Here is a 26,242-nt window from a genome sequence, read left to right on the forward strand (position 1 = left end):
TTACGCAGCGTTACTTGGCTGCGTCAAGCCGAATGCCGTCCAACGCCCTCCGACGAGGGCCGCGGCCCGGGCCCGGTGCGGCCCGCCGCCGATACCCCTGGTACCGTGGACGGCGTTACAACAGACGTCCTTTAAGGTCCGTCCCGTGAGGCGGAGAAGGAGGTCCTTTTCCATGGACGCTCAGGCTGCTCAGAACGTCGATGCCCCCAGCGCCTCCGGCGCCCCCGGCATCGAGGCGATGCGCCCCGTGCTCGAGGCACAGGACATCGCGCGGGTCCTCACCCGCATCGCCCACGAGATCGTCGAACGCGCCAAGGGCGCCGACGACGTGGTGCTCCTCGGCATTCCCACCCGCGGTGTGTTCCTCGCCCGCCGGCTGGCCGCCAAGCTCGAAGAGATCACGGGCACGAAGATCCCGGTCGGCTCCCTCGACATCACCATGTACCGCGACGACCTGCGGATGAAGCCGGCCCGTGCCATCGGCCGCACCGAGATCCCGGGCGACGACATCGACGGCCGCCTCGTCGTCCTCGTCGACGACGTCCTCTTCTCCGGCCGCACCATCCGCGCCGCCCTCGACGCCCTCGGCGACATCGGCCGCCCCCGCGCCGTGCAGCTCGCCGTCCTCGTCGACCGCGGCCACCGCGAACTGCCGATCCGCGCCGACTACGTCGGCAAGAACCTCCCCACGTCGCTGCGGGAGATCGTCAAGGTCCAGCTCCAGGAGGAGGACGGCCGTGACGCCGTGCTGCTCGGCCAGCGGACCGCCACGGCAGCAGGGCTGTAGCCCGTACGAGTGCGGGGCCCCCGGGATGCCGGGGCCCGCGCGCACGCCTGCCTGCCCACAGTCGGCACGCCCGCCGCTGAAGACCTCCACGACCTACGGAGCACCCAGATGAAGCGCCACCTCATCTCGGCCGCCGACCTCACGCGCGACGACGCCGTCCTCATCCTCGACACCGCCGAGGAGATGGCCCGGGTCGCCGACCGGCCGATAAAGAAGCTGCCCACCCTGCGCGGACGCACGATCTGCAACCTCTTCTTCGAGGACTCCACCCGCACCCGGATCTCCTTCGAGGCCGCCGAGAAGCGCCTGTCCGCCGACGTCATCAACTTCGCGGCCAAGGGCTCCTCGGTTTCCAAGGGCGAATCCCTCAAGGACACCGCCCAGACCCTGGAGGCGATGGGCGTCGACGCCGTCGTCATCCGCCACAGCGCCTCCGGCGCCCCCTACCGGCTCGCCAACTCCGGCTGGATCGACGCCCCCGTCATCAACGCCGGCGACGGCACCCACCAGCACCCCACCCAGGCCCTGCTGGACGCCTTCACCATGCGCCGCCGCCTCGTCGGCCGCGACGCCGGCCTCGGCAAGGACCTCGCCGGCCGTCGCATCACCCTCGTCGGCGACGTCCTGCACAGCCGCGTCGCCCGCTCCAACGTCGACCTGCTGCACACCCTCGGCGCCGAGGTCACCCTCGTGGCCCCGCCCACCCTGGTCCCCGTCGGCGTCGAAACCTGGCCCTGCGAGGTCTCGTACAGCCTCGACGAGGTGCTGCCCAAGTCCGACGCCGTCATGATGCTGCGTGTGCAGCGTGAACGGATGAACGCCGCGTTCTTCCCCACCGAGCGCGAGTACTCCCGCCGCTACGGGCTGGACGCCGCACGGATGGCGAAGATGCCCGAGCACGCCATCGTGATGCACCCCGGCCCGATGGTGCGCGGCATGGAGATCACCGCCGAGGTCGCCGACTCCGACCGCTGCACGGTCGTCGAGCAGGTCGCCAACGGCGTCTCCATCCGGATGGCCGTCCTGTACCTGCTGCTCGGCGGCTCCGAGCCCGCCGTCACCACCACCAGCCCCGCCGCCCGCACCGCCGAGGAGAACAAGTAACCATGAGCAAGATCCTTATCCGCGGTGCCAAGGTCCTCGGCGGCGAGGCCCAGGACGTCCTGATCGACGGCGAGACCATCGCCGAGGTCGGGGGGAACCTCTCCGCCGACGGCGCCACCGTCATCGAGGCCGCCGGCCAGGTCCTCCTCCCCGGCCTCGTCGACCTCCACACCCACCTGCGCGAGCCCGGCCGCGAGGACTCCGAGACCGTCCTGACCGGCACCCGCGCCGCGGCCTCCGGCGGCTACACCGCCGTCTTCGCCATGGCGAACACCTTCCCCGTCGCCGACACCGCCGGCGTCGTCGAGCAGGTCTACCGCCTCGGCCAGGAGGCCGGCTACTGCGACGTGCAGCCCATCGGCGCCGTCACCGTGGGCCTGGAGGGCAAGAAGCTCTCCGAGCTCGGCGCCATGCACGAGTCCGCCGCCCGCGTCACCGTCTTCTCCGACGACGGCAAGTGCGTCGACGACGCCGTGATCATGCGCCGCGCCCTGGAGTATGTGAAGGCCTTCGGCGGCGTCATCGCCCAGCACGCGCAGGAGCCCCGCCTGACCGAGGGCGCCCAGATGAACGAGGGCATCGTCTCCGCCGAGCTGGGCCTCGGCGGCTGGCCCGCCGTCGCCGAGGAGTCGATCATCGCCCGCGACGTCCTCCTCGCCGAGCACGTCGGCTCCCGCGTCCACATCTGCCACCTCTCCACCGCCGGCAGCGTCGAGATCGTCCGCTGGGCCAAGTCCCGCGGCATCGACGTCACCGCCGAGGTCACCCCGCACCACCTCCTCCTCACCGACGAGCTGGTCCGCTCCTACAACCCCGTCTACAAGGTCAACCCGCCGCTGCGCACCGAGCGCGACGTGCTGGCCCTGCGCGAGGCGCTCGCCGACGGCACGATCGACATCGTCGCCACCGACCACGCCCCGCACCCGCACGAGGACAAGGACTGCGAGTGGGCCGCCGCCGCCATGGGCATGGTGGGCCTGGAGACGGCGCTCTCCGTCGTGCAGCAGACCATGGTCGAGACCGGCCTGCTGGACTGGGCGGGCGTCGCCGAGCGCATGTCCTTCGCCCCGGCCCGCATCGGCGGCCTGTCCCACCTCCACGGACGCCCCGTCTCGGCTGGTGAACCCGCGAACCTGACCCTGGTCGATACCTCGTACCGTGGTGTCGTGGACCCCGCACACTTCGCCTCCCGCAGCCGCAACACGCCCTACGAGGGCCGCGAGCTGCCGGGTCGCGTCACTCACACCTTCCTGCGGGGCCGTACAACGGTCGTGGACGGGAAGCTGGCGTGACACCTGCAGTAATCCAACTGGCCGCCGAGGCCGCCGAACGCAAGTCGGCGGAGGTGACGGACTGGGGCGCCCGCATCGCGTGGGTGGTCGGTCTGCTCGTCTTCATCGCCTTCGTCTATTGGCTGATGCGGCAGGGCTGGAAATGGCGAGGGGCCCTGCAGAGCGGTCTGCCCGAGCTCCCCGCCGCCCCCGGCGGCCTGCCCGAGCACCGGCTCGCCCTCACCGGCCGGTACCACGGGTCGACGACCGCCGGGCAGTGGCTCGACCGGATCGTCGCCCACGGCCTGGGCGTACGCAGCCGGGTCGAGCTCACGCTCACCGAAGCGGGCCTGGAAGTGGTCCGTCCGGGTGCCAACGACTTCTTCGTACCGGCCGCGCAACTGCGCGGCGCCCGCCTCGACAAGGGAATCGCGGGCAAGGTACTCACCGAGGGCGGTCTGCTCGTCGTCACCTGGGCGCACGGCGACACGCTGATCGACTCCGGATTCCGCTCCGACCGGGCGGCCGAGCACGCCGCCTGGGTCGAGGGCATCACCACTCTCGTAACACAGCATTCATCCATCACGACGGAAGGCGCCGAACGATGACGACCTCCACCAGGGGAGCAGCCAAAGCTCCCGCCGTACTCGTCCTGGAGGACGGTCGGATCTTCCGCGGCCGCGCCTACGGCGCAGTGGGGGAGACCTTCGGCGAAGCCGTGTTCTCCACCGGCATGACCGGCTACCAGGAGACCCTCACCGACCCGTCCTACCACCGGCAGGTCGTCGTGATGACCGCCCCGCACGTGGGCAACACCGGTGTCAACGACGAGGACCCCGAGTCCTCCCGCATCTGGGTGTCCGGCTACGTCGTCCGCGACCCCGCCCGCATCCCCTCCAACTGGCGCGCCAAGCGCTCGCTGGACGAGGAGCTCGCCGCGCAGGGCGTCGTCGGCATCAGCGGCATCGACACCCGCGCCCTGACCCGCCACCTGCGCGAGCGGGGCGCCATGCGCGTCGGCATCTTCTCCGGCGAGGCCTTCGAGGGCGTCCGCGACGAGGCCCTGCTGGCCCGCGTCCAGGAATCCCCCCAGATGAAGGGCGCCAACCTCTCCGCCGAGGTCGCCACCAAGGAGGCGTACGTCGTCCCCGCGATCGGCGAGAAGCGCTTCACCGTCGCCGCCGTCGACCTCGGCATCAAGGGCATGACCCCGCACCGCATGGCCGAGCGCGGCATCGAGGTGCACGTCCTGCCCGCGACCGCCACCGCCGAGGACATCTACGCGGTCTCCCCGGACGGCGTGTTCTTCTCCAACGGCCCCGGCGACCCGGCCACCGCCGACCACGCGGTCTCCGTCATGCAGGGCGTCCTGGAGCGCAAGACCCCGCTGTTCGGCATCTGCTTCGGCAACCAGATCCTCGGCCGCGCCCTCGGCTTCGGCACGTACAAGCTGAAGTACGGCCACCGCGGCATCAACCAGCCGGTCCAGGACCGCACCACCGGCAAGGTCGAGGTCACCGCGCACAACCACGGCTTCGCCGTCGACGCGCCCCTCGACAGGGTCTCGGAGACCCCCTACGGCCGCGCCGAGGTCTCCCACGTCTGCCTCAACGACGACGTGGTGGAGGGCCTCCAGCTGCTCGACCAGCCGGCCTTCAGCGTCCAGTACCACCCCGAGGCGGCCGCGGGCCCGCACGACGCCGCGTACCTCTTCGACCGCTTCGTTTCTCTGATGGAGGCCGAGCGTGCCTAAGCGCACCGATATCCAGTCCGTCCTGGTCATCGGCTCCGGCCCGATCGTCATCGGCCAGGCCGCCGAGTTCGACTACTCCGGCACCCAGGCCTGCCGCATCCTCAAGGCCGAGGGCCTGCGGGTCATCCTGGTGAACTCCAACCCCGCGACGATCATGACCGACCCGGAGATCGCCGACGCCACGTACGTCGAGCCGATCACCCCCGAGTTCGTCGAGAAGATCATCGCCAAGGAGCGTCCCGACGCCCTCCTGCCCACCCTCGGGGGCCAGACGGCCCTGAACACCGCCATCTCCATGCACGAGCAGGGCGTGCTGGAGAAGTACAACGTCGAGCTCATCGGCGCCAACGTCGAGGCCATCAACAAGGGCGAGGACCGCGACCTCTTCAAGGAGGTCGTCGAGGAGGTCCGCCGCAAGACCGGCCACGGCGAGTCCGCCCGCTCGGTCATCTGCCACACCATGGACGACGTCATCAAGGGCGTCGAGACCCTCGGCGGCTACCCCGTCGTCGTCCGCCCCTCCTTCACCATGGGCGGCGCCGGCTCCGGCTTCGCCCACGACGAGGAGGAGCTGCGCCGCATCGCCGGCCAGGGCCTGACGCTCTCCCCGACCACCGAGGTGCTCCTGGAGGAGTCCATCCTCGGCTGGAAGGAGTACGAGCTCGAGCTGATGCGCGACAAGGCCGACAACGTCGTGGTCGTCTGCTCCATCGAGAACTTCGACCCGATGGGCGTCCACACGGGCGACTCGATCACCGTCGCGCCGGCGATGACGCTGACCGACCGCGAGTACCAGCGCCTGCGCGACATCGGCATCGCGATCATCCGCGAGGTCGGCGTCGACACCGGCGGCTGCAACATCCAGTTCGCGGTCAACCCGGACGACGGCCGCATCATCGTCATCGAGATGAACCCGCGCGTCTCGCGGTCCTCGGCGCTCGCCTCCAAGGCCACCGGCTTCCCGATCGCCAAGATCGCCGCGAAGCTGGCCGTCGGCTACACGCTCGACGAGATCCCCAACGACATCACCGAGAAGACCCCGGCCTCCTTCGAGCCGACCCTCGACTACGTCGTCGTCAAGGCCCCGCGCTTCGCCTTCGAGAAGTTCCCGGCCGCCGACGCCACCCTCACCACCACCATGAAGTCGGTCGGCGAGGCCATGGCCATCGGCCGCAACTTCACCGAGGCCCTGCAGAAGGCCCTGCGCTCCCTGGAGAAGAAGGGCTCCCAGTTCGCCTTCACCGGCGAGCCGGGCGACAAGGACGAGCTGCTGCTCACCGCGGTCCGCCCGACCGACGGCCGCATCAACACCGTCATGCAGGCCATCCGCGCCGGCGCCACCCAGGAGGAGGTGTTCGAGGCCACCAAGATCGACCCGTGGTTCGTCGACCAGCTCTTCCTGATCAAGGAGCTCGCCGACGAGCTCGCCGCCGCCGAGAAGCTCGACCCCGAGCTGCTCGCCGAGGCCAAGCGCCACGGCTTCTCCGACGCCCAGATCGCCGAGATCCGCGGCCTGCGCGAGGACGTCGTCCGCGAGGTCCGCCACGCCCTCGGCGTCCGCCCGGTCTACAAGACGGTCGACACCTGCGCCGCCGAGTTCGCCGCGAAGACCCCGTACTTCTACTCCTCCTACGACGAGGAGTCCGAGGTCGCCCCCCGCGAGAAGCCCGCGGTGATCATCCTGGGCTCCGGCCCGAACCGCATCGGCCAGGGCATCGAGTTCGACTACTCCTGCGTCCACGCCTCCTTCGCCCTGAGCGACGCCGGCTACGAGACCGTGATGGTCAACTGCAACCCGGAGACCGTCTCCACCGACTACGACACCTCCGACCGCCTGTACTTCGAGCCCCTCACGCTCGAGGACGTGCTGGAGATCGTCCACGCCGAGTCCCTCGCGGGCCCGATCGCGGGCGTCGTCGTCCAACTCGGCGGCCAGACCCCGCTGGGCCTCGCCCAGGCGCTCAAGGACAACGGCGTGCCCGTCGTCGGCACCTCCCCTGAGGCCATCCACGCCGCCGAGGACCGCGGCGCCTTCGGCCAGGTGCTGGCCGAGGCCGGCCTGCCCGCCCCCAAGCACGGCACCGCCACCACGTTCGCGGGCGCGAAGGCCATCGCCGACGAGATCGGCTACCCGGTCCTGGTCCGCCCGTCCTACGTGCTCGGCGGCCGCGGCATGGAGATCGTCTACGACGAGGCGCGCCTGGAGGCGTACATCGCCGAGTCCACCGAGATCTCCCCGACCCGCCCCGTGCTGGTCGACCGCTTCCTCGACGACGCGATCGAGATCGACGTCGACGCCCTCTACGACGGCACCGAGCTCTACCTCGGCGGCGTCATGGAGCACATCGAGGAGGCCGGCATCCACTCCGGCGACTCCGCCTGCGCCCTGCCCCCGATCACCCTCGGCGGCTTCGACATCAAGCGCCTGCGCGCCTCCACCGAGGCCATCGCCAAGGGCGTCGGCGTCCGCGGCCTGATCAACATCCAGTTCGCGATGGCCGGCGACATCCTGTACGTCCTCGAGGCCAACCCGCGCGCCTCCCGCACCGTCCCCTTCACCTCGAAGGCGACCGCGGTCCCGCTCGCGAAGGCCGCCGCCCGCATCTCGCTCGGCGCCACCATCGCCGAGCTGCGCGCCGAGGGCATGCTGCCGAAGACCGGCGACGGCGGCACCCTGCCGCTGGACGCGCCGATCTCCGTCAAGGAGGCCGTCATGCCGTGGTCGCGCTTCCGCGACATCCACGGCCGCGGCGTGGACACCGTCCTGGGCCCGGAGATGCGCTCCACCGGCGAGGTCATGGGCATCGACTCGGTCTTCGGCACGGCATACGCCAAGTCGCAGGCCGGCGCCTACGGCCCGCTGCCCACCAAGGGCCGCGCGTTCATCTCCGTCGCCAACCGCGACAAGCGCTCGATGATCTTCCCGGCCCGCGAGCTCGTCGCCCACGGCTTCGAGCTGCTCGCCACCTCCGGCACCGCCGAGGTGCTGCGCCGCAACGGCATCAACGCCACCGTCGTGCGCAAGCTCAGCGAGGGCGAGGGCCCGAACGGCGAGAAGACCATCGTCCAGCTGATCCACGACGGCCAGGTCGACCTGATCGTCAACACCCCGTACGGCACCGGCGGCCGCCTCGACGGCTACGAGATCCGTACCGCGGCGGTGGCCCGCAGCGTGCCGTGCCTGACCACGGTCCAGGCGCTCGCCGCGGCCGTCCAGGGCATCGAGGCGCTCGGCCACGGCGACGTGGGCGTCCGCTCGCTCCAGGAGCACGCGGAGCACCTGACCGCGGCCCGCGACTAGCAGTCCGTACGAGGAGGGGGACACCACGAGCGCAAGCGCGCGGCGGTGTCCCCCTCTTCATGAGCGCACGAGGGACATTTCGGACGATGTACAAGCTCTTCTTCAACCTGGTCTTCAAGCGGATGGACCCCGAGCAGGCCCACTACCTGGCCTTCCGCTGGATCCGCCTCGCCGCCCGCACGCCCGTGCTGCGCACCTTCGCCGCGGCCGCCCTGGCCCCGCGGTACGAGGAACTGCGCACCGAGGCCCTCGGCCTGCGCATGCACGGCCCCTTCGGCCTCGCCGCGGGCTTCGACAAGAACGCCGTCGCCATCGACGGCATGTCCATGCTCGGCTTCGACCACGTCGAGATCGGCACCGTCACCGCCCAGGCCCAGCCCGGCAACCCCAAGAAGCGCCTCTTCCGGCTCGTCCCGGACCGCGCGCTGATCAACCGGATGGGCTTCAACAACGAGGGCTCGGCGGCCGTCGCCCAGCGCCTCGCCACCCGCCGCCCGGTCTTCAGGACCGTCGTCGGCGTCAACATCGGCAAGACCAAGGTCGTGCCCGAGGCGGAGGCCGTCGGCGACTACGTCACCTCCACCGAGCGCCTGGCCCGCCACGCCGACTACCTCGTCGTGAACGTCTCCTCGCCGAACACGCCCGGCCTGCGCAACCTCCAGGCCACCGAGTCGCTGCGCCCGCTGCTCACCGCCGTGCGCGAGGCCGCGGACCGCACGGTCACCGACCGCCGCGTCCCGCTCCTGGTGAAGATCGCCCCCGACCTCGCCGACGAGGACGTCGACGCCGTCGCCGACCTCGCCCTGGAGCTCGGCCTCGACGGCATCATCGCCACCAACACCACCATCGCCCGCGAGGGCCTGGGCCTGAAGTCCGAGCCCGCCCTCGTCAAGGAGACCGGCGGCCTGTCCGGCGCCCCCGTCAAGCAGCGCTCCCTGGAGGTCCTGCGCCGCCTGTACGCCCGTGTGGGCGACCGCCTGGTCCTCGTGGGCGTCGGGGGCATCGAGAACGCCGAGGACGCCTGGCAGCGCATCCTGGCGGGCGCCACCCTCATCCAGGGCTACAGCGCCTTCATCTACGAGGGCCCCTTCTACGCCCGCGCGATCCACAAGGGCCTGGCCGCCCGCCTGGCCGCCAGCCCGTACGCCACCCTCGCCGAGGCCGTCGGCGCCGAGACCCGAAAGGCCGCCGCCCAGTGACTCCCTCCTTCGGTACCCGCCTGCGCTCCGCCATGGACGAGCGGGGCCCCCTGTGCGTCGGCATCGACCCGCACGCCGCCCTGCTGGCCTCCTGGGGCCTGAGCGACGACATCGCCGGCCTGGAGGCGTTCTCCCGCACCGTGGTCGAGGCGCTGGCGGACTCCGTGGCCGTCTTCAAGCCGCAGGCCGCCTTCTTCGAGCGGTTCGGCTCGCGGGGCCTGGCGGTGCTGGAGCGGACCGTGGCCGACGCCCGGGCCGCGGGCACCCTGGTGGTCATGGACGCCAAGCGCGGGGACATCGGCTCGACGATGGCCGCGTACGCCGAGGCATTCCTCCGCAAGGACTCGCCGCTCTTCTCGGACGCGCTGACCGTCACCCCGTACCTGGGCTACGGCTCGCTGAAGCCGGCCGTGGACCTGGCCCGCGAGTCCGGCGCCGGGCTCTTCGTGCTGGCCCTGACCTCCAACCCGGAGGGCGCCGAGGTGCAGCGGGCGGTCCGCGAGGACGGCCTCACGATCGGCGCGACCATGCTGAAGCACCTGGCCGAGGAGAACGCCGGGGTGGAGCCCATGGGCTCCTTCGGCGCGGTCGTCGGCGCCACCCTGGGCGACCTGTCCTCCTTCGACCTGGACATCAACGGCCCGCTGCTCGCCCCCGGCATCGGCGCCCAGGGCGCCACCGCCGCCGACCTCCCGCGGGTCTTCGGCGCGGCGGTGCGCAACGTCGTCCCGAACGTCTCGCGGGGCGTCCTCAAGCACGGACCGGACGCCGCCGCCCTGCGGGACTCGGCCGCCCGGTTCGCCGAGGAGATCCGCGAGGCCGTCTCCGCCTGAGCGGGCCGCACCTCGGGCAGGTCGTCGGGTGCTCGTCGGGTGATCGTCGTACGGTCTGACGAAAATCGAACGTCTTTCACCGGACAAAACCAGGGTGGTTTGTCCGTGATGTACGGTTCAGTGGAGGCTGACCAGGACTTTTCGTCCGTTCTCGCTGACTGGAGCGGCCTTGGCCGCTAGTCTCCGACCAGAGTGAACGAGCAGCGAACGAGTTCCACCGCTGTTCGGGCATTCGCCTGGTGTGGCGCCCTAGGGTTCCCCACCGGTCCGTATCCGACAGTTCGACATCCGAGGTGACGTAGGCGTGGCTCTTCCGCCCCTTACCCCTGAACAGCGCGCAGCCGCGCTCGAAAAGGCCGCCGCGGCTCGCCGGGAGCGGGCCGAGGTGAAGAATCGACTCAAGCACTCCGGCGCCTCCCTGCAGGAGGTCATCAAGACGGGCCAGGAGAACGACGTCATCGGCAAGATGAAGGTCTCCGCCCTGCTGGAGTCCCTGCCGGGCGTGGGCAAGGTCCGCGCCAAGCAGATCATGGAGCGCCTCGGCATCTCCGAGTCCCGGCGTGTTCGAGGTCTCGGCTCCAACCAGATCGCCTCCCTGGAGCGTGAGTTCGGCACCCCTGCCGGCTGACGCGTCGCCCGGAGTTCCTCCGGCGTTCTCAGGCAGTCCCGAGAACCTGGATAATCGCTCTATGGCAGCAGAGGTTCGTCCGCGGCTGACCGTGCTCTCCGGCCCTTCGGGGGTCGGCAAGAGCACGGTCGTCGCGCATATGCGCAAGGTCCACCCCGAGGTGTGGCTCTCGGTGTCGGCCACCACCCGCAAGCCGCGGCCCGGTGAGCGACACGGAGTCCACTACTTCTTCGTCAACGACGACGAGTTCGACAAGCTGATCGCCAACGGCGAGCTGCTGGAGTGGGCCGAATTCGCGGGCAACCGCTACGGCACCCCGCGCGGCGCGGTGTCGGAGCGCCTGGAGAACGGCGAACCCGTCCTCCTGGAGATCGACCTCCAGGGCGCCCGGCTCGTCCGCGAGTCGATGCCCGAGGCACAGCTGGTCTTCCTGGCCCCGCCGAGCTGGGAGGAGCTGGTCCGCCGGCTCACCGGCCGCGGCACCGAGTCCGCCGAGGTCATCGAGCGCCGGCTGGCCACCGCCAAGATCGAGCTCGCCGCCGAGTCCGAGTTCGACACCACCCTGGTCAACACCTCCGTCGAGGACGTGGCACGTGAGCTGCTAGCCTTGATGGACGTTGTGTGACCGTTGATCGGTTGACATATGCACAACCGGTCGATGTCTGATCTTTCATCCATCTTCGGAAGGTAGAGCGTGTCCTCTTCCATCACTGCGCCCGAGGGCATCATCAACCCGCCGATCGACGAGCTGCTCGAGGCCACGGACTCGAAGTACAGCCTCGTGATCTACGCGGCCAAGCGCGCGCGTCAGATCAACGCGTACTACTCGCAGCTCGGTGAGGGCCTGCTCGAGTACGTCGGCCCGCTGGTGGACACCCACGTCCACGAGAAGCCGCTTTCGATCGCGCTGCGCGAGATCAACGCGGGCCTGCTGACCTCCGAGGCCATCGAGGCCCCGGCCCAGTAAGGCACCGAGAAAAATCCTTGCACCACAGGCCCGGCAGCACACCTGCCGGGCCTGTGGTGTGTCATAGGTGTGACACCCGTGGGTGTCCCCGCAGGTGTGGCACCAGGTGTGCCATCGGGATGTGTCGCGAGAAGGGCGTGTGTGGTGCGCAATCCGAAGGTCGTGCTCGGGGTCAGCGGTGGGATCGCCGCGTACAAGGCGTGCGAGCTGCTGCGACGGCTGACCGAGTCCGGACACGACGTGCGCGTGGTGCCCACCGCGTCCGCCCTGAACTTCGTCGGCGAGGCCACCTGGGCCGCCCTCTCCGGGAACCCGGCCGGCACCGAGGTCTGGGAGAGCGTCCACGAGGTCCCGCACGTGCGCATCGGGCAGGGCGCCGACCTCGTCGTCGTCGCCCCGGCCACCGCCGACATGCTGGCCAAGGCCGCCCACGGGCTCGCCGACGACCTCCTGACGAACACGTTGCTCACCGCGCGCTGTCCCGTCGTCTTCGCCCCCGCCATGCACACCGAGATGTGGGAGCACCCCGCCACCCAGGAGAACGTGGCCACGCTGCGCCGCCGCGGCGCCGTCGTCATCGAGCCCGCCGTCGGCCGGCTCACCGGCAAGGACACCGGCAAGGGGCGCCTGCCCGACCCCGAGGAGATCTACGAGGTCTGCCGCCGGGTCCTGGCGCGCGGCGCAGCCGAGGCCGACCTGACCGGGCGGCACGTGGTGATCAGCGCGGGCGGCACCCGCGAACCGCTCGACCCGGTCCGCTTCCTCGGCAACCGCTCCTCCGGCAAGCAGGGCTACGCGCTCGCCCGCACCGCCGTCGCCCGCGGTGCCCGGGTCACCCTCGTCGCGGCCAACACGGCCCTGGCCGACCCGGCCGGGGTGGACGTCGTGCGCGTCGGGACGGCCGTCCAGCTGCGCGAGGCCGTCCTCAAGGCCGCCGCGGACGCCGACGCCGTCGTCATGGCCGCGGCCGTCGCCGACTTCCGGCCGGCCGAGTACGCCTCCGGCAAGATCAAGAAGCAGGACGGGCAGGACCCCGCCCCCGTCGCGCTGGTCCGCAACCCCGACGTCCTCGCCGAGGTGTCCGCCGACCGGGCCCGCGAGGGCCAGGTCGTGGTGGGCTTCGCCGCCGAGACCGACGACGTCCTCGCCAACGGTCGCGCCAAGCTCCGGCGCAAGCGATGTGATCTTCTCGTCGTCAACGAGGTCGGCGAATCCAAGACCTTCGGATCCGAGGAGAACGAAGCGGTGATCATGGGCTCCGACGGGGCAGAGGTCGCGGTGCCCTATGGTCCGAAGGAAGCCTTGGCGGACGTGATTTGGGACCAGGTGGCCGCGCGCCTCGCGCCGCGACGCGCGTGACCCACGGCCCTTCTCGAACCCGATTCCATGAGCCAGAATGGAGTGCCGCAGGTCACAGGGCTCCCAGAACGCGAGACGGGTGGTCCGCCGAACGGTGGCGACCGATAAACTGCATTCGGAACATGTCCGGGCGCAGCCCCCGGTATTGTTCCGCCAAATGATCAGCCAGCAGCCGCTGCAACCCCAGGGAGCGATGTGTCCCGCCGCCTGTTCACCTCGGAGTCCGTCACCGAGGGCCACCCCGACAAGATCGCTGACCAGATCAGCGACACGATCCTCGACGCACTCCTCACCGAGGACCCGACCTCGCGTGTGGCCGTGGAGACGCTCATCACCACCGGTCTCGTGCACATCGCCGGCGAGGTGACGACGAAGGCGTACGCGCCGATCGCGCAGCTCGTCCGCGACAAGATCCTCGAGATCGGCTACGACTCCTCGAAGAAGGGCTTCGACGGCGCCTCCTGCGGCGTCTCGGTGTCCATCGGCGCGCAGTCCCCGGACATCGCGCAGGGCGTCGACACCGCGTACGAGAAGCGCGTCGAGGGCGACGAGGACGAGCTCGACAAGCAGGGCGCCGGCGACCAGGGCCTGATGTTCGGCTACGCGTGCGACGAGACCCCCGAGCTCATGCCGCTCCCGATCCACCTCGCGCACCGGCTCTCCCGCCGCCTGTCCGAGGTCCGCAAGAACGGGACCATCCCGTACCTGCGCCCCGACGGCAAGACCCAGGTCACCATCGAGTACGACGGCGACAAGGCCGTCCGCCTCGACACGGTCGTCGTCTCCTCGCAGCACGCGTCCGACATCGACCTGGACTCGCTGCTCGCGCCCGACATCCGCGAGTTCGTCGTCGAGCACGTGCTGAAGGAGCTCGTCGAGGACGGCATCAAGCTGGACACCGACGGCTACCGCCTGCTGGTCAACCCGACCGGCCGCTTCGAGATCGGCGGCCCCATGGGCGACGCCGGCCTCACCGGCCGCAAGATCATCATCGACACCTACGGCGGCATGGCCCGCCACGGCGGCGGCGCCTTCTCCGGCAAGGACCCGTCGAAGGTCGACCGCTCCGCCGCCTACGCGATGCGCTGGGTCGCCAAGAACGTGGTCGCCGCCGGCCTGGCCTCGCGCTGCGAGGTCCAGGTCGCGTACGCCATCGGCAAGGCCGAACCGGTCGGTCTGTTCGTGGAGACCTTCGGCACCGCCAAGGTCGAGGTGAGCAAGATCGAGGACGCCATCGCCCAGGTCTTCGACCTGCGCCCGGCTGCGATCATCCGCGACCTCGACCTGCTGCGCCCGATCTACGCCCAGACCGCCGCGTACGGCCACTTCGGCCGCGAGCTGCCGGACTTCACCTGGGAGCGCACGGACCGCGTGGACGCCCTCCGCGTGGCCGCGGGCCTGTAAGCCCCCCCGCCGCTTGCCCGAAGGGCCCCGGACCACTGGCGGTTTCTAGGGGTCGTCGCAACACGTGGTCGGTTTGATCAGGCCGCGAGGAGTTTATGCAGGCGCTCGGCTGGGGTCTCCCAGCCGAGCGTTTTGCGTGGGCGGCCGTTGAGTTCGGCGGCGACGGCATCGAGGTGCTCGCGGCTGTGGACCGAGAGGTCGGTTCCTTTGGGGAAGTACTGCCGCAGCAGGCCGTTGGTGTTCTCGTTCGAGCCGCGCTGCCAGGGGCTGCCCGGATCGCAGAAGTAGACCGGAACGTCGGTGGCGATGGTGAAGGAGCGGTGTTCGGCCATCTCGCTGCCTTGGTCCCAGGTCAGAGACCGCTTCAGGTGGGCGGGCAGCCGCCGCACCGTTTCCTGGAGGGCGTCGCGGACCTGCTCGGCGCCGCGGCCGTTCGGCAGGTGCAGGAGCATGACGTAGCGGGTGGCGCGTTCGACGAGTGTGCCGATCGCGGAGCCGTTCTCTTTGCCGATGATCAGGTCGCCTTCCCAGTGGCCGGGCACGGCCCGGTCTTCCGCCTCGGCCGGGCGGTCGCTGATCATGACCATCGGCTCGGTGAAACGGGGCTGGCGGCAGTTGGCCTGGCGCTGCGGCTTGCGGCGGGCGCGTCCGCTGCGCAGGGCGCCGGCGAGTTCCCTGCGTAGTTCGCCGCGTCCTTGGACGTAGAGGGCCTGGTAGACGGTTTCGTGGACCACGTGCATCTCCGGCCGCTGAGGGAACTGTGCACGCAGAGCGTGGCAGATCTGCTCCGGGCTCCATCGTTTGTCCAGGGCGCCCTGGATCGCGGCCCGCAGTTCGGGGTTCTGCCCGATCTTCCCGGGCTTGGGGCGGGGTCGGCGGGCGTCTGCACGGGCCTGGGCCGCGTGAGGGCGGTAGGCCCCGCTCCCGGGGTGCCGGTTGCGGCGGACCTCGCGGCTGATGGTGGACGGGCTGCGGCCCAGTTCCGCCGCTATCGCACGGATGGTGGCCTTCTCCCGCAGCCGCTCGGCGATGTGGATCCGATCGGCCTCGCACAGGTACCGCGAGGACGCGGAAGGCGGCTCCACCGCGTTGAGCGGTGGAGCCGCCTTCTTGCTGCCGGACGGGTTGCGTCCGTAGCGCCAGCGTTTCCCGGTCCGCCGGTTGATCCCGACGATCCGGCACGCTTCCGTGTTGCTCACGCCCTGCTCCATGAGCCGGGAGTATGCCTCCCGCTCACGGGTGAGCCTCTTACGTCCCTGCGGCTGCCGGTCCTCACGGATCTCGAAGTCCATGCCATCCCTTGAGCTGGGGTGTTGCAACGACTCCTAGAACCCAGGACTGGTCCGGGGCCCTTCGGCGTTCCCGGTCCGCCCCGGCCCGGGCCTGGTCGGGCCCGGCGTTCCCGGTCCGGCCTGGGCCGGGCCAGGCCCGCCCCGGCGTTCCGCCCGCCTTGTCCTGGGCTTGGTCGGCCCGGCGTTCCCGGTCCGGCCTGGGCCGGGCCCGGTCGGGCCTGGCCGACCCCGGTCCAGGCTCTGCCTGATGCCGGTCTGGTCTGGTCCGGGGCTCTGCCTGATGCCGGCCTGGCCTGGTCCGGCTCCCGTTCGATTTCAGGCCCTTGGCCCGTCCTGGCCCTGGCGGGACCGGCCCGGCCGGTTCCTCGCACGCTGGTCCCCGCTGCGCTGGTTCGGCCACCCTGGGCCGGGCTGCGCCGGTTCCGGCTGTGCTGGTCCGGCCGCATGCGGCGGCCGCTGCTTGGCGCGTGATGGCTGCGGTTCGGCTTCGGCGCCGTCCGCGGGCCGCGCGGTGCGCCGTTCCGGCTCTGTCCGCTTGCCCGCCTTGACCGGGCCGGGCCCGGGCGGTTTCGGGCCCGTGTTGGTCCGCCGCCTGTGGCGGGTGCGGGTGCGGGGTCGGGGCTGGGCCGGGTCCGGGTTCAGGCTGGTCCGGCGCCTGCTGCGGCCGCTGGTCCGGCGCGTGATGGCTGCGGCTCGACTTCGGCGCCGTCCGCGGGCTGCGCGGTGCGCCGTTCCGCTCTGTCCGCTTGCCCGCCTTGGCAGGGCCGGCCCCGGCCGGTTTCGGGCCCGTGTTGGTCCGCCGCCTGTGGCGGCTGCGGGTGTGGGTTCGGGGCTGGGCCGGGTCTGGGCTCAGGCTGGTCCGGGCGCCTGCGGTTCGGCTTCGGCGCCGTCCGGGGGCGCGCGATGTGCCGTTCCGGGTCCGCTGGCATCCCTGTCTTGGCCGGGCTGGGCCCCGGCCGGTTTCGGGCCCGTGTTGGTCCGCCGCCTGTGGCGGCTGCGGGTGCGGGTTCGGGGCTGGGCCGGGTCTGGGCTCAGGCTGGGCCGGCCGCCTGCGGCTCGGCTTCGGCGCCGTCCGCGGGCCGCGCGGTGCGCCGTTCCGGCTCTGTCCGCCTCCCCGCCCTGGCCGGGCCGGCCCCGGCCCCGGCCGGTACTGCCTCACACCAGTCCGCTGCGCCGCTTCGGCTTCGGCGCCTACGTCCTTGGCTGCGCCGGGCCGCGATCCTGGCTGCCAGGCACTCGCTTTGGGGCCGGCGCCTTCGCCAGGGTCGGGCCGATCCGGAGGAGCGGGCGGTCGGCCCGGAACCACGGCCGCCGGGCCCGCGTCCACGGGCGCGCTCGCCCCGCCCGGGCCCTGGGGGCCCGGCCGGTCCTCTCGGCCGCGGCTCGCCGGCTTTCGCGGGGCCGGGTCGGTCGCGAGGGGCCCTGGCCGCGCCGGGCCGCCCGGGCCGCCCGCGGCGGGGGAGGGCTCGGAAGCGGACTCAGGGCCCGGCGTTGTCGGTGGGCTTTGGTAAGAATGCGGTGTGAGCAGCGAGAACGAGGGCGGCAGGCGGGGCGGGGACGGGAGTCCCGGCGGACCGCCCGAGCAGCTCGCGCTCATCCGCGAAATGGTCGCCGAGGCGAAGGCCAAGGCCCCCAAGGCCAAGCCGCGCACCTGGCGGGGCGCCGCCCTCGCCCAGGACCTGCCCGTCGCCCGGGTCCTCGTCAACAAGGGCGTCCTGCACCTCGACCAGCTCTGGGACTACGCCGTCCCCGAGGAGCTCTCCGAGGCCGCGCAGCCCGGCGTCCGCGTCCGCGTCCGCTTCGGCGCCGGCTCCCACCACGTCCACGGCGGCCGCCGCGAGGGCGGCGGGCTGATCGACGGGTTCATCGTCGAGCGCCGCGCCGAGTCCGACTACACCGGAGCCCTGGCGGCCCTCGCCCACGTCGTCTCGCCCGAGGTCGTCCTCACCCCCGGCATGCTCGCCCTCGCCCGCGCCGTCGCCGACCGGTACGCCGGCAGCCTCGCCGACGTGCTCCAGCTGGCCCTGCCCCCGCGCAACGCCCGCGCCGAGGCCAAGCCCTCCCCGGCCCCCCTGCCCCCGCCCGCCGCGCCCGACCCGGCCGGCTGGGCCCGGTACGCCGCCGGCCCCGCCTTCCTGCGCGCCCTCGCCACCGGCGGGATCCCGCGCGCCGTGTGGACCGCCCTGCCCGGCCCCGGCTGGGCCGACGAGCTGGCCCGCGCCATGGCCGCCACCCTCGCCTCCGGCCGCGGCGCGCTCGCCGTCCTGCCCGACGGGCGGACCGCCGCCCGCGTGGACGCCGCCCTCACCGCCCTGATCGGCGAGGGCCGGCACGCCCTGCTCACCGCCGAGTCCGGCCCCGAGAAGCGCTACCGCCAGTGGCTCGCAGTCCACCGCGGCTCCGTGCGCGCCGTCATCGGGACCCGCGCCGCCATGTTCGCGCCCGTACGCGACCTCGGGCTGGTCGCCCTGTGGGACGACGGCGACTCCAGCCACAGCGACGACCACGCCCCCTTCCCCCATGTCCGGGAGGTGCTGGAGCTGCGCGCCGTCAGCGACGGCTGCGGGTTCCTCGCCGGCAGCACCAGCTGCACCGTGGAGGCCGCCCAGCTCGTCGAATCCGGCTGGGCCCGCCCGCTCGTCGCCGACCGGGAGACGGTCCGGGCCTGCGCCCCGCGCATCCGCACCGTCGGCGACGAACTGCTGGCGCGGGACGAGGCGGCGCGGGCGGCGCGCCTCCCGAGCCTGGCCTGGGAGACCGTACGGGACGGGCTGAAGACCGGCCCGGTGCTGGTGCAGGTGCCCCGCCGCGGCTACGTGCCCCGGCTCGCCTGCGAACGCTGCCGTACCCCCGCCCGCTGCACGGCCTGCGCGGGCCCGCTGGAGGCCCCCGACGCGCGGGACCTCCAGTGCGGGTGGTGCGGGCGGCCGGAGCCCGCCTGGCACTGCGAGGAGTGCGGGTCGTTCCGGCTGCGCGCCCAGGTGGTCGGCGCCCGCCGGACCGCCGAGGAGCTGGGCCGGGCCTTCCCGGCCGTGCCCGTACGGACCTCGGGGCGCGACCACGTCCTGGACGAGGTGCCGGACCGGCCCGCGCTGGTGGTGTCCACCCCGGGCGCCGAACCGGTCGCCGCGGGCGCCGGGTACGCGGCGGCGCTGCTGCTGGACGGCTGGGCGATGCTGACCCGGCCCGACCTGCGGGCCGGGGAGGACGCCCTGCGCCGGTGGATCGCGGCCGCCTCGCTGGTACGGGGGGACGGGCAGGTCGTCGTGGTCGCCGAGCCGACGCTGCGGCCGGTCCAGGCGCTCGTACGGTGGGACCCGGTCGGCCACGCGGTGCGCGAGCTCGAGGAGCGGGCCCAGCTCGGCTTCCCGCCGGTGTCCCGGATGGCGGCCGTGGCCGGGCGCCGGGAGGCCGTGGAGTCCTTCCTGGCCGGTGTGCGGCTGCCGCCGGATGCGGAGGTGCTGGGCCCGGTGCCGCTGCCGGGGCGGCGCGGGGAGCCCTCGCCGGGGGAGCGGGCCCTGATCCGGGTCCCGCCGGGCAGCGGAGCCGCCCTGGCCGCGGCCCTGAAGGCGGCCCAGGCGGCTCGACTGGCCCGGGGCGTCCCGGCCTCGGAGCGGGTCCGGGTGCGGATCGACCCGCCGGACATCGGCTGAGGCGGGGCGGCCTGCTGGGCCGGGGGCCCTCGGGTGGGTCTGTGCCGGTGCCGGGCGGCCGAACGCCCCCGGCGGGGCGGCGTGGGGGGCCGCTCCCGGCGGGGGCGCGTCGGATGGCTCGGCCTCAGGGGGCTGGGCCTCGGATGGGCTCGGCCTCAGAGGGCGCGGCCTTGGATGGGCTTGGCCTCAGGGTGGCTTGCCTCGGATGGGGCCTGGCCTCTGATGGGGCTGGGGCTCGGATGGGGCTCTGCCTCGGCGTCAGCCGTACCGGCCGGCGGGGGTCGGCGTCCCGGCGGCGGGTGGCGGATCAGCCGTTGCGGGGCCCGGGGAAGGCCGCGGAGCGGGACCCGGCCCCGGCCGCCTGGGACTCCTCGCGCAGCGGCTGCGGCGGCACCGAGCGGGCCGCGGGCACCGTCGGGAGCGGGCCGATGGTGCGCGTGGTGGTCCCCTCGGCCAGCGGCTCGGACGCCTCCGCGGCCTGGGCGCGGCGGGCCCCGTACCTGCGGTGCACGGCCTGCTTGGTGACGCCGAGCGCCGAGCCGACCGCGTCCCAGGAGAAGCCGAGCGAGCGGTCGAAGTCCACGGCGGCGGTGACCAGCGTCTCGACGCTGTCCCGCAGCTCCTGGGCGAGGCGGACGGTGGGCGCGGGGGCCCGGCCGTAGACGACGAAGCCCGTGGAGGGACCGGAGCGGCGCGGGCGGTACACGTTGCCGAGCTGGGCGGTGAGCGTACGCAGAGCATCCACCTGCCGGCGAACCCGCTCGATGTCCCGCACCAGGAGGTGCAGGCTGGCCCGTGCTTGGGCGTCGTGGGTGGCGTGGTCGGCCATGAAGAAGCCTCTCGAACCGGTGCTGAAGAGCGGATCGGGCCGCAGACACCGTTCTCGTCGTACTGGTAGCGGCCCGGTTTCGGTCAATCTCTCTTGACCAACGCGCTACCCGGCGAGGAAGTCACGCACCGGGGGCGTGTCGGCATATGCGAGACGCGCGTGGGTGTACGTACGCCCCCTGAAGGGGCGGATGAGGCGAATGGGGCGGTTCGGCGGGGGAGTCGGTGGGCAATGGGTGGGGCCCCCGCGGGCACGTCGGCGGGTTGTCCGGCCGGTCGGCGGCCCGGGCGGCTCGCGTGCGTACGGGCCTCCTGCCGCTCCTGCGTACGGGCCGCCTGCCGCTCCTGCGTACGGGCCGCCTGCCGCTCCTGCGTACAGGCCGCCTGCCGCTCCTGCGTACAGGCCTCTTACCGGCCCTGCGTACCGGCTTCGTACCCGCCCCATAGACTGGTGTGCTGCTGACAGCCGAGATAGCGAGGTAGGACCCCAGTGAAGCTCGTCTTCGCAGGCACCCCCGAGGTCGCCGTGCCCGCCCTGGACGCCCTGATCGCCTCCGGGCGCCACGAGGTCGCCGCCGTCGTCACCCGGCCCGACGCCCCGGCCGGCCGCGGCCGACGGCTCGTCGCCAGCCCCGTCGCCGAGCGCGCCGAGGAGGCCGGGATCGAGGTCCTCAAGCCCGTCCGGCCGCGCGACCCGGAGTTCCAGGAGCGGCTGCGCGAGATCGCCCCCGACTGCTGCCCGGTCGTCGCCTACGGCGCGCTCATCCCGAAGAGCGCCATCGACATCCCCCGCCACGGCTGGGTCAACCTGCACTTCTCGCTGCTGCCGGCCTGGCGCGGGGCCGCCCCCGTCCAGCACTCGATCATGGCGGGCGACCAGGTCACCGGCGCCTCGACCTTCCGGATCGAGGAGGGACTCGACTCCGGACCCGTCTACGGCGTCCTGACCGAGGAGATCCGCCCCACCGACACCAGCGGCGACCTGCTCACCCGCCTCGCCTTCGCCGGGGCCGGCCTGCTCGCCGCCACCATGGACGGCATCGAGGACGGCACCCTGCGCGCCGTGGAGCAGCCCGCCGAGGGGATCTCCCTCGCGCCCAAGATCACCGTCGAGGACGCCCGCATCGACTGGACGGCGCCCGCGCTGCGCGCCGACCGCGTCGTCCGCGGCTGCACCCCGGCGCCCGGCGCCTGGACCGTCTTCCGCGGCGAGCGGCTCAAGGTGATCTCCCTGGGTCTCGTCCCCGACCGGACCGACCTGGAGCCGGGCGTGCTCGCCCCCGCCAAGAACCACGTCCACGTCGGCACCGGCTCGCACGCCGTGGAGATGCTCTGGGTGCAGCCCCAGGGCAAGAAGCCGATGCGCGCCGCCGACTGGGCCCGCGGGGTGCGCATCGCTCCGGGGGAGCGGCTGGGCGGGGCCGACGTAGGCTGAGAGCAGCCGTAGGCCGTAGTGTCATGGTTTTTTCTGCATCACCCCTTTTGTCTCGTATCTCCGGAGCACCTTTCACGTGAGCGAACAGCCCCGCCGTCGTCCCGCCGCAGCCGGCGGCAAGCAGCCCAAGCCGTACCGCCGGCCCAAGAAGGACCCGGTCCGGATGCTGGCCTTCGAGGCACTGCGGGCGGTGGACGAACGCGACGCGTACGCGAACCTCGTGCTCCCGCCGCTGCTGCGCAAGGCCCGCCAGAACGAGGACTTCCAGGCCCGCGACGCCGCGCTGGCCACCGAGCTCGTGTACGGCACGCTGCGCCGGCAGGGCACGTACGACGCCGTCATCAGCGCCTGCATCGACCGGCCGCTGCGCGAGGTGGACCCGCCGGTGCTGGACGTCCTCTCGCTCGGCGCGCACCAGCTGCTCGGGACCCGGATCCCGACGCACGCGGCGGTCTCGGCGAGCGTGGAGCTGGCCCGGGTGGTGCTGGGCGACGGGCGCGCCAAGTTCGTGAACGCCGTGCTGCGGAAGATCGCGGCGCAGGACATGGACGCCTGGCTGGAGCAGGTGGCCCCGCCGTATGAGGACGACGCCGAGGAACACCTCGCGGTCTACCACTCGCACCCCCGGTGGGTCGTCAGCGCGCTGTGGGACTCCCTCGGCGGCGGGCGGGCCGGCATCGAGGACCTGCTGGAGGCCGACAACGAGCGGCCCGAGGTCACGCTCGTCGCCCGGCCGGGGCGGTCCACGCCGCAGGAGCTGATCGAGGCGGTCGGCGAGGACGCGGCGCTGCCGGGGCGCTGGTCGCCGTACGCCGTCCGGATGGCCGAGGGCGGCGAGCCGGGTGCGCTGGAGGCGGTGCGCGAGGGGCGCGCCGGCGTCCAGGACGAGGGCAGCCAGCTCGTGGCGATGGCCCTGGCGGCGGCCCCCGTCGAGGGCCGCGACGAGCGCTGGCTCGACGGCTGCGCGGGACCGGGCGGCAAGGCGGCCCTGCTGGGGGCGCTGGCGGCCGAGCGCGGGGCGTTCCTGCTGGCCTCCGAGAAGCAGCCGCACCGGGCGCGCCTGGTCGAACGGGCACTGGCCGGCAACCCGGGCCCGTACCAGGTCATCGCCGCGGACGGCACCCGCCCGGCGTGGCTGCCGGGGTCCTTCGACCGGGTGCTGATGGACGTGCCGTGCTCGGGGCTGGGCGCGCTGCGCCGCCGCCCCGAGGCGCGGTGGCGGCGCCGGCCGCAGGACCTCGAGGGCTTCGCGCCGCTGCAGCGCGCCCTGCTGCGGGAGGCGCTGACCGCGGTGCGGGTCGGCGGCGTCGTCGGCTACGCGACGTGCTCGCCGCACCTGGCCGAGACCCGGGTGGTGGTCGAGGACGTCCTGCGCGGCCGGGGTGCGGGAGCCGACCCGGTCGCGGCCGAACTGATCGACGCCCGCCCGTACATGCCGGGCGTCCCGGCCCTGGGCGAGGGCCCGGACGTCCAGCTGTGGCCCCACCTCCACGGCACGGACGCGATGTACCTGGCCCTGCTGCGGCGGACGGCTTAGGGGCGGGGCGGGAGCTGAGGCGCGGGGGCTTCGGCCGACCGGGACAGGCCGGCCGCGTCGGCGGCCGCAGGGCGGCGTTCACGCGGGTCCGCGGCGGTGAGTGGGGCGGCAGCCGCGGCGGGCAGCGATGCGGGTGTGGGCGGCGGCCTGCTGGGCGGGAGCCCAGGGGCGGGGTCGCGGTGGACCGGGGTCGGTGGGTGTCCGGGGGCTTCCCGGCCGCCCATTGTCCTTTCGGTGCGGGCCGGCGCGTCAAGGGCGCTCCCTGCGGTCGCGTCGCTGCGCGATGGCCTTCGGCCACCCTTGACCCGCCGTCCCACCCCGAAATGCCAAAGAGCTGCCGGGAAGCCCCCGAAGGATGGCCAGGGGGTCAAGTCCAGCCTCCACTCTCGTCAGAGAGGGCAGTCCGGGTCCCGATGTGCAGAATCCTTCCTCCCCACCTCACCACCCCGCCCGGCACCGGGCATCCGGGAAGCCAAGCCCCCAAGGCCCGCTAAAGGGGCCCTCTCCGCAGCCGCGGGGCTCCAACCTGCACGAGACGACGAAGAGATGACTGCCGGGAGCGGGGAAGCGCCCCAGATCGCTACGCGCTCCTCATTTCTCGGCGTCCGGCCGCCGTCTGGGGCTGGTAGACGCGGCAGATCGCTACGTGGTCCCTCACGTCTCAGCGTCTTGCGGTCGTCTGGGGCTGAGAGGTGGAGAGATCTAGGATCGGCGGCATGGGGGACGTGTTCGAGTCCGGTGAGGGACTCGCCGGGGGCCGGTATCGGATCGACGGGCTGCTCGGTAGCGGCGGGATGGCCCAGGTATACCGGGCGTACGACCGCAGTCTGTCGCGGCCGGTGGCTGTGAAGACGATGCGGCCTGACCTTGGGTTCGACGCCGGATTTGCGGCCCGGTTCAGGCGAGAGGCGCAGGCGATGGCCGCGCTGGGGCATCCGAACGTGGTGACCGTGCACGACACCGGGGAGGAGCCGCAGGACGACGGGCCGCCGGTGCCGTACTTCGTCATGGAGCTCGTCGAAGGCGCCTCGCTGGCCGACCGGCTGCGCGGAGGGGCCTTGCCTCCGGCCGATGCCGTGAGCATTGCGGGCCAAGTCCTGTCGGCGCTGGCGGCCAGTCATGCGCACAAGCTGGTGCATCGCGATATCAAGCCCGCGAACGTGCTGTTGACCGACCACGGTGTCGCCAAGGTGGCCGACTTCGGGATCGTGCGGGCGGCCGATGGCGCCGGGACCGTGCTGACGGGCACCCGCATGATGGTCGGGACCCCGCAGTACATGTCGCCCGAGCAGGTTCAGGGCAGCAAGTACCTCGACGGCCGGTCCGATCTGTATGCCGTCGGGGTGCTGATGTTCGAGATGCTGACCGGGCATCCGCCGTTCGACGGCGACGACCCGTTCGCCGTCGCGTACCGCCACGCGACGGAGACCCCGCCCACCTTGGCGTCCCAGGGAGTGCAGGGCCACCCCCATCTGCAATCCGTGCTGGACCGGGCTCTGGCGAAACGCCCCGAGGACCGCTTCCCCGACGCGGAGTCCATGCGGAGAGCACTCGAGGCTCCCGTCCGACCTGCCCGCCCCGGGTCGCACAGGAGCGCCATGGCGATCGGCGGCATCTGCGTGGCCGGCCTCCTGGTCACAGGTGTCGCCCTGGCCCTCCAGAACGACGGCTCCCCCGAGACCAAGCCGTCCCCGTCCGCTTCAGCGCCTTCGCCCAAGCCGGTCGCCTCGGGCCAAGTGACGGTCCAGCTCGACAGCGCGAGTGAAAGCAGCTGGATCAGTGTGAAGGACAGCGCTGGACGCCCCGTCTTCGACGGCGTCCTGAACGCGGGGGAGACCAAGACGTTCACGGATCCACAGCGCATCAACCTTGTCCTGGGCAACGCAGGTGCGGTCCAACTCACGGTGAACGGCCGGAGAATCCAGGGGGCGTTCCAGCCGGGACAGGTCGAGCGCCTCACCTACACGAAGGACAGCTGAGCCATGACGCGCGCCCTGGTACTGATCGACCTGATGCCCCGTATCGTCGCCCTGCCGCTGGCCCCGTACGCGGGAGAGGACGTGCTGGAGCGCTGTCGCGGACTGGCGAAGGCCTTCCGCGCCGCAGGTGAGCTGGTGGTCGTGGTGCGGGTCGAGCGCCCGAACGTCGAGGAGCAGCCTCCGGGCAGCGGCTTCTCCCCGGGCCTGGTCGAGGACGGCGACGTGGAGGTGGTCAAGCGCACCATCGGCGCCTTCCACGGAACCGGGCTCGACGACCGGCTGCGCGAGCGCGGCGTGGACACGGTGGTCGTGGCCGGCCTGGTGACCACGATGGGGGTCGAGTCGACGGCCCGGGCCGCGAGCGACCACGGCTACGCGGTGGAGTTCGTCGCCGACGCGATGTCAGGATTCGCCGCCGACGAGCACCAATTCGCGGTGGAACGGGTCTTTCCCCGATTCGGCGAAGTGCGATCGGCCGCAGACTACCGCGCCTCTACCAGCCACAGGCGGCCGTCGGACGCTGAGACGTGAGGAACCACGTAGCGATCTGTCGCGTCTACCAGCCCCAGACGGCGGCCGGACGCCGAGAAATGAGGAGCGCGTAGCGATCTGGGGCGCTTCCCCGCTGCTGGCAGCCGTTTCGGTGATGCCTGGTGCAGGGTGGAGCCCCTCGGCTCCGGCGATGGACCTCTAGCGGGCCTTGGGGGCTCGGCTACCCGCATGCCCGGTGCCGGGCGGGGTGGCGAGGTGGGGAGGAAGGATTCTGCACATCGGGACCCCGACCGGTCTCTCTGACGAGGGTGGAGGCTGGACATGACCCCTGGCCATCCTTCGGGGGCTTCCCGGCAGCTCTTTGGCATTTCGGGGTGGGACGGCGGGTCAAGGGTGGCCGAAGGCCATCGCGCAGCGACG

General features: G+C 72.5%; 20 protein-coding genes. 18 read left to right on the forward strand and 2 right to left on the reverse strand.

The window, feature by feature from the left end; all coding sequences use genetic code 11:
• The first annotated feature begins 238 nt into the window (after window positions 1-238).
• From pyrR to metK, 13 genes are all read left to right on the forward strand, one after another.
• Window positions 239-787 carry a bifunctional pyr operon transcriptional regulator/uracil phosphoribosyltransferase PyrR gene (pyrR, locus tag ABZ924_RS16095; RefSeq protein WP_361909189.1) on the forward strand — a complete coding sequence of 183 codons (549 nt, stop codon included), beginning with the start codon at window positions 239-241 and terminating at the stop codon, window positions 785-787.
• A gap of 108 nt (window positions 788-895) precedes the next feature.
• Window positions 896-1,891 carry an aspartate carbamoyltransferase catalytic subunit gene (locus ABZ924_RS16100; protein WP_361909140.1) on the forward strand — a complete coding sequence of 332 codons (996 nt, stop codon included), beginning with the start codon at window positions 896-898 and terminating at the stop codon, window positions 1,889-1,891.
• Window positions 1,892-1,893: 2 nt separating this feature from the next.
• Window positions 1,894-3,183: a dihydroorotase gene (locus tag ABZ924_RS16105; protein ID WP_361909143.1), complete on the forward strand. Its 1,290-nt coding sequence runs from the start codon at window positions 1,894-1,896 to the stop codon at window positions 3,181-3,183.
• On the forward strand, window positions 3,180-3,770 hold the full coding sequence (locus ABZ924_RS16110; RefSeq protein ID WP_361909146.1) for a hypothetical protein: 591 nt from the start codon (window positions 3,180-3,182) through the stop codon (window positions 3,768-3,770). Before ABZ924_RS16105 ends, ABZ924_RS16110 begins: the two co-directional genes overlap by 4 nt.
• Window positions 3,767-4,915: a glutamine-hydrolyzing carbamoyl-phosphate synthase small subunit gene (gene carA / locus ABZ924_RS16115; RefSeq protein ID WP_361909149.1), complete on the forward strand. Its 1,149-nt coding sequence runs from the start codon at window positions 3,767-3,769 to the stop codon at window positions 4,913-4,915. The genes ABZ924_RS16110 and carA overlap by 4 nt, the downstream gene beginning before the upstream one ends.
• Window positions 4,908-8,216 carry a carbamoyl-phosphate synthase large subunit gene (gene carB, locus ABZ924_RS16120; RefSeq protein WP_361909152.1) on the forward strand — a complete coding sequence of 1,103 codons (3,309 nt, stop codon included), beginning with the start codon at window positions 4,908-4,910 and terminating at the stop codon, window positions 8,214-8,216. Before carA ends, carB begins: the two co-directional genes overlap by 8 nt.
• Window positions 8,217-8,302: 86 nt before the next feature.
• A complete protein-coding gene (locus tag ABZ924_RS16125; RefSeq protein ID WP_361909155.1) occupies window positions 8,303-9,415 on the forward strand; it encodes a quinone-dependent dihydroorotate dehydrogenase in 1,113 nt (370 codons plus the stop codon).
• Window positions 9,412-10,248, forward strand: coding sequence for an orotidine-5'-phosphate decarboxylase (pyrF, locus tag ABZ924_RS16130; protein WP_361909157.1), 837 nt, complete (start codon window positions 9,412-9,414; stop codon window positions 10,246-10,248). The genes ABZ924_RS16125 and pyrF overlap by 4 nt, the downstream gene beginning before the upstream one ends.
• 304 nt (window positions 10,249-10,552) lie before the next feature.
• Complete coding sequence (locus tag ABZ924_RS16135) at window positions 10,553-10,876, forward strand: integration host factor (RefSeq protein ID WP_008740406.1); 324 nt, start codon at window positions 10,553-10,555, stop codon at window positions 10,874-10,876.
• A gap of 61 nt (window positions 10,877-10,937) precedes the next feature.
• The gene (gene gmk, locus ABZ924_RS16140; protein ID WP_361909160.1) at window positions 10,938-11,501 is read left to right on the forward strand and encodes a guanylate kinase; all 564 of its coding nucleotides are present in this window, start codon (window positions 10,938-10,940) and stop codon (window positions 11,499-11,501) included.
• 69 nt (window positions 11,502-11,570) lie between these two features.
• On the forward strand, window positions 11,571-11,843 hold the full coding sequence (rpoZ, locus tag ABZ924_RS16145) for a DNA-directed RNA polymerase subunit omega (RefSeq protein ID WP_004948662.1): 273 nt from the start codon (window positions 11,571-11,573) through the stop codon (window positions 11,841-11,843).
• 144 nt (window positions 11,844-11,987) lie between these two features.
• The gene (coaBC, locus tag ABZ924_RS16150) at window positions 11,988-13,202 is read left to right on the forward strand and encodes a bifunctional phosphopantothenoylcysteine decarboxylase/phosphopantothenate--cysteine ligase CoaBC (RefSeq protein WP_361909163.1); all 1,215 of its coding nucleotides are present in this window, start codon (window positions 11,988-11,990) and stop codon (window positions 13,200-13,202) included.
• 195 nt (window positions 13,203-13,397) lie between these two features.
• Window positions 13,398-14,606: a methionine adenosyltransferase gene (gene metK / locus ABZ924_RS16155; RefSeq protein ID WP_361909166.1), complete on the forward strand. Its 1,209-nt coding sequence runs from the start codon at window positions 13,398-13,400 to the stop codon at window positions 14,604-14,606.
• Between the two features lie 77 nt (window positions 14,607-14,683).
• Here metK and ABZ924_RS16160 read toward each other — a convergent pair whose 3' ends face one another.
• Window positions 14,684-15,898, reverse strand: a complete 1,215-nt coding sequence (locus ABZ924_RS16160; protein ID WP_361909169.1) for an IS30 family transposase — start codon at window positions 15,896-15,898, stop codon at window positions 14,684-14,686.
• A gap of 1,520 nt (window positions 15,899-17,418) precedes the next feature.
• Here ABZ924_RS16160 and ABZ924_RS16165 point away from each other — a divergent pair.
• Window positions 17,419-19,551, forward strand: a complete 2,133-nt coding sequence (locus tag ABZ924_RS16165) for a primosomal protein N' (protein WP_361909172.1) — start codon at window positions 17,419-17,421, stop codon at window positions 19,549-19,551.
• Window positions 19,552-19,858: 307 nt separating this feature from the next.
• On the opposite strand, the gene ABZ924_RS16170 is transcribed toward ABZ924_RS16165, so the two are convergent.
• A complete protein-coding gene (locus ABZ924_RS16170) occupies window positions 19,859-20,380 on the reverse strand; it encodes a hypothetical protein (protein ID WP_361909175.1) in 522 nt (173 codons plus the stop codon).
• Window positions 20,381-20,869: 489 nt separating this feature from the next.
• Between ABZ924_RS16170 and fmt the strand changes: the two genes are divergently transcribed.
• From fmt to ABZ924_RS16190, 4 genes are all read left to right on the forward strand, one after another.
• Window positions 20,870-21,814, forward strand: a complete 945-nt coding sequence (gene fmt, locus ABZ924_RS16175) for a methionyl-tRNA formyltransferase (RefSeq protein ID WP_361909178.1) — start codon at window positions 20,870-20,872, stop codon at window positions 21,812-21,814.
• A 76-nt stretch (window positions 21,815-21,890) separates the two neighbouring features.
• Window positions 21,891-23,351, forward strand: a complete 1,461-nt coding sequence (locus ABZ924_RS16180) for a transcription antitermination factor NusB (RefSeq protein WP_361909181.1) — start codon at window positions 21,891-21,893, stop codon at window positions 23,349-23,351.
• 716 nt (window positions 23,352-24,067) lie between these two features.
• Window positions 24,068-25,330, forward strand: a complete 1,263-nt coding sequence (locus ABZ924_RS16185; protein ID WP_361909183.1) for a RodZ domain-containing protein — start codon at window positions 24,068-24,070, stop codon at window positions 25,328-25,330.
• A gap of 3 nt (window positions 25,331-25,333) precedes the next feature.
• A complete protein-coding gene (locus ABZ924_RS16190; RefSeq protein WP_361909186.1) occupies window positions 25,334-25,861 on the forward strand; it encodes an isochorismatase family protein in 528 nt (175 codons plus the stop codon).
• Window positions 25,862-26,242 lie beyond the last annotated feature (381 nt).

The sequence above is a fragment of the Streptomyces sp. NPDC046876 genome, assembly GCF_040645035.1.
GTDB lineage: Bacteria > Actinomycetota > Actinomycetes > Streptomycetales > Streptomycetaceae > Streptomyces.

Excerpts from the sequence above, each read along its gene's own strand:
- pyrR (WP_361909189.1), top strand. The coding sequence starts at position 239 with ATGCGCCCCGTGCTCGAGGCACAGGACATCGCGCGGGTCCTCACCCGC.
- ABZ924_RS16100 (WP_361909140.1), top strand. The coding sequence starts at position 896 with ATGAAGCGCCACCTCATCTCGGCCGCCGACCTCACGCGCGACGACGCC.
- ABZ924_RS16105 (WP_361909143.1), top strand. The coding sequence starts at position 1,894 with ATGAGCAAGATCCTTATCCGCGGTGCCAAGGTCCTCGGCGGCGAGGCC.
- carA (WP_361909149.1), top strand. The coding sequence starts at position 3,767 with ATGACGACCTCCACCAGGGGAGCAGCCAAAGCTCCCGCCGTACTCGTC.
- ABZ924_RS16125 (WP_361909155.1), top strand. The coding sequence starts at position 8,303 with ATGTACAAGCTCTTCTTCAACCTGGTCTTCAAGCGGATGGACCCCGAG.
- gmk (WP_361909160.1), top strand. The coding sequence starts at position 10,938 with ATGGCAGCAGAGGTTCGTCCGCGGCTGACCGTGCTCTCCGGCCCTTCG.
- ABZ924_RS16160 (WP_361909169.1), bottom strand. The coding sequence starts at position 15,898 with ATGGACTTCGAGATCCGTGAGGACCGGCAGCCGCAGGGACGTAAGAGG.
- ABZ924_RS16170 (WP_361909175.1), bottom strand. The coding sequence starts at position 20,380 with ATGGCCGACCACGCCACCCACGACGCCCAAGCACGGGCCAGCCTGCAC.
- ABZ924_RS16185 (WP_361909183.1), top strand. The coding sequence starts at position 24,068 with ATGGGGGACGTGTTCGAGTCCGGTGAGGGACTCGCCGGGGGCCGGTAT.
- ABZ924_RS16190 (WP_361909186.1), top strand. The coding sequence starts at position 25,334 with ATGACGCGCGCCCTGGTACTGATCGACCTGATGCCCCGTATCGTCGCC.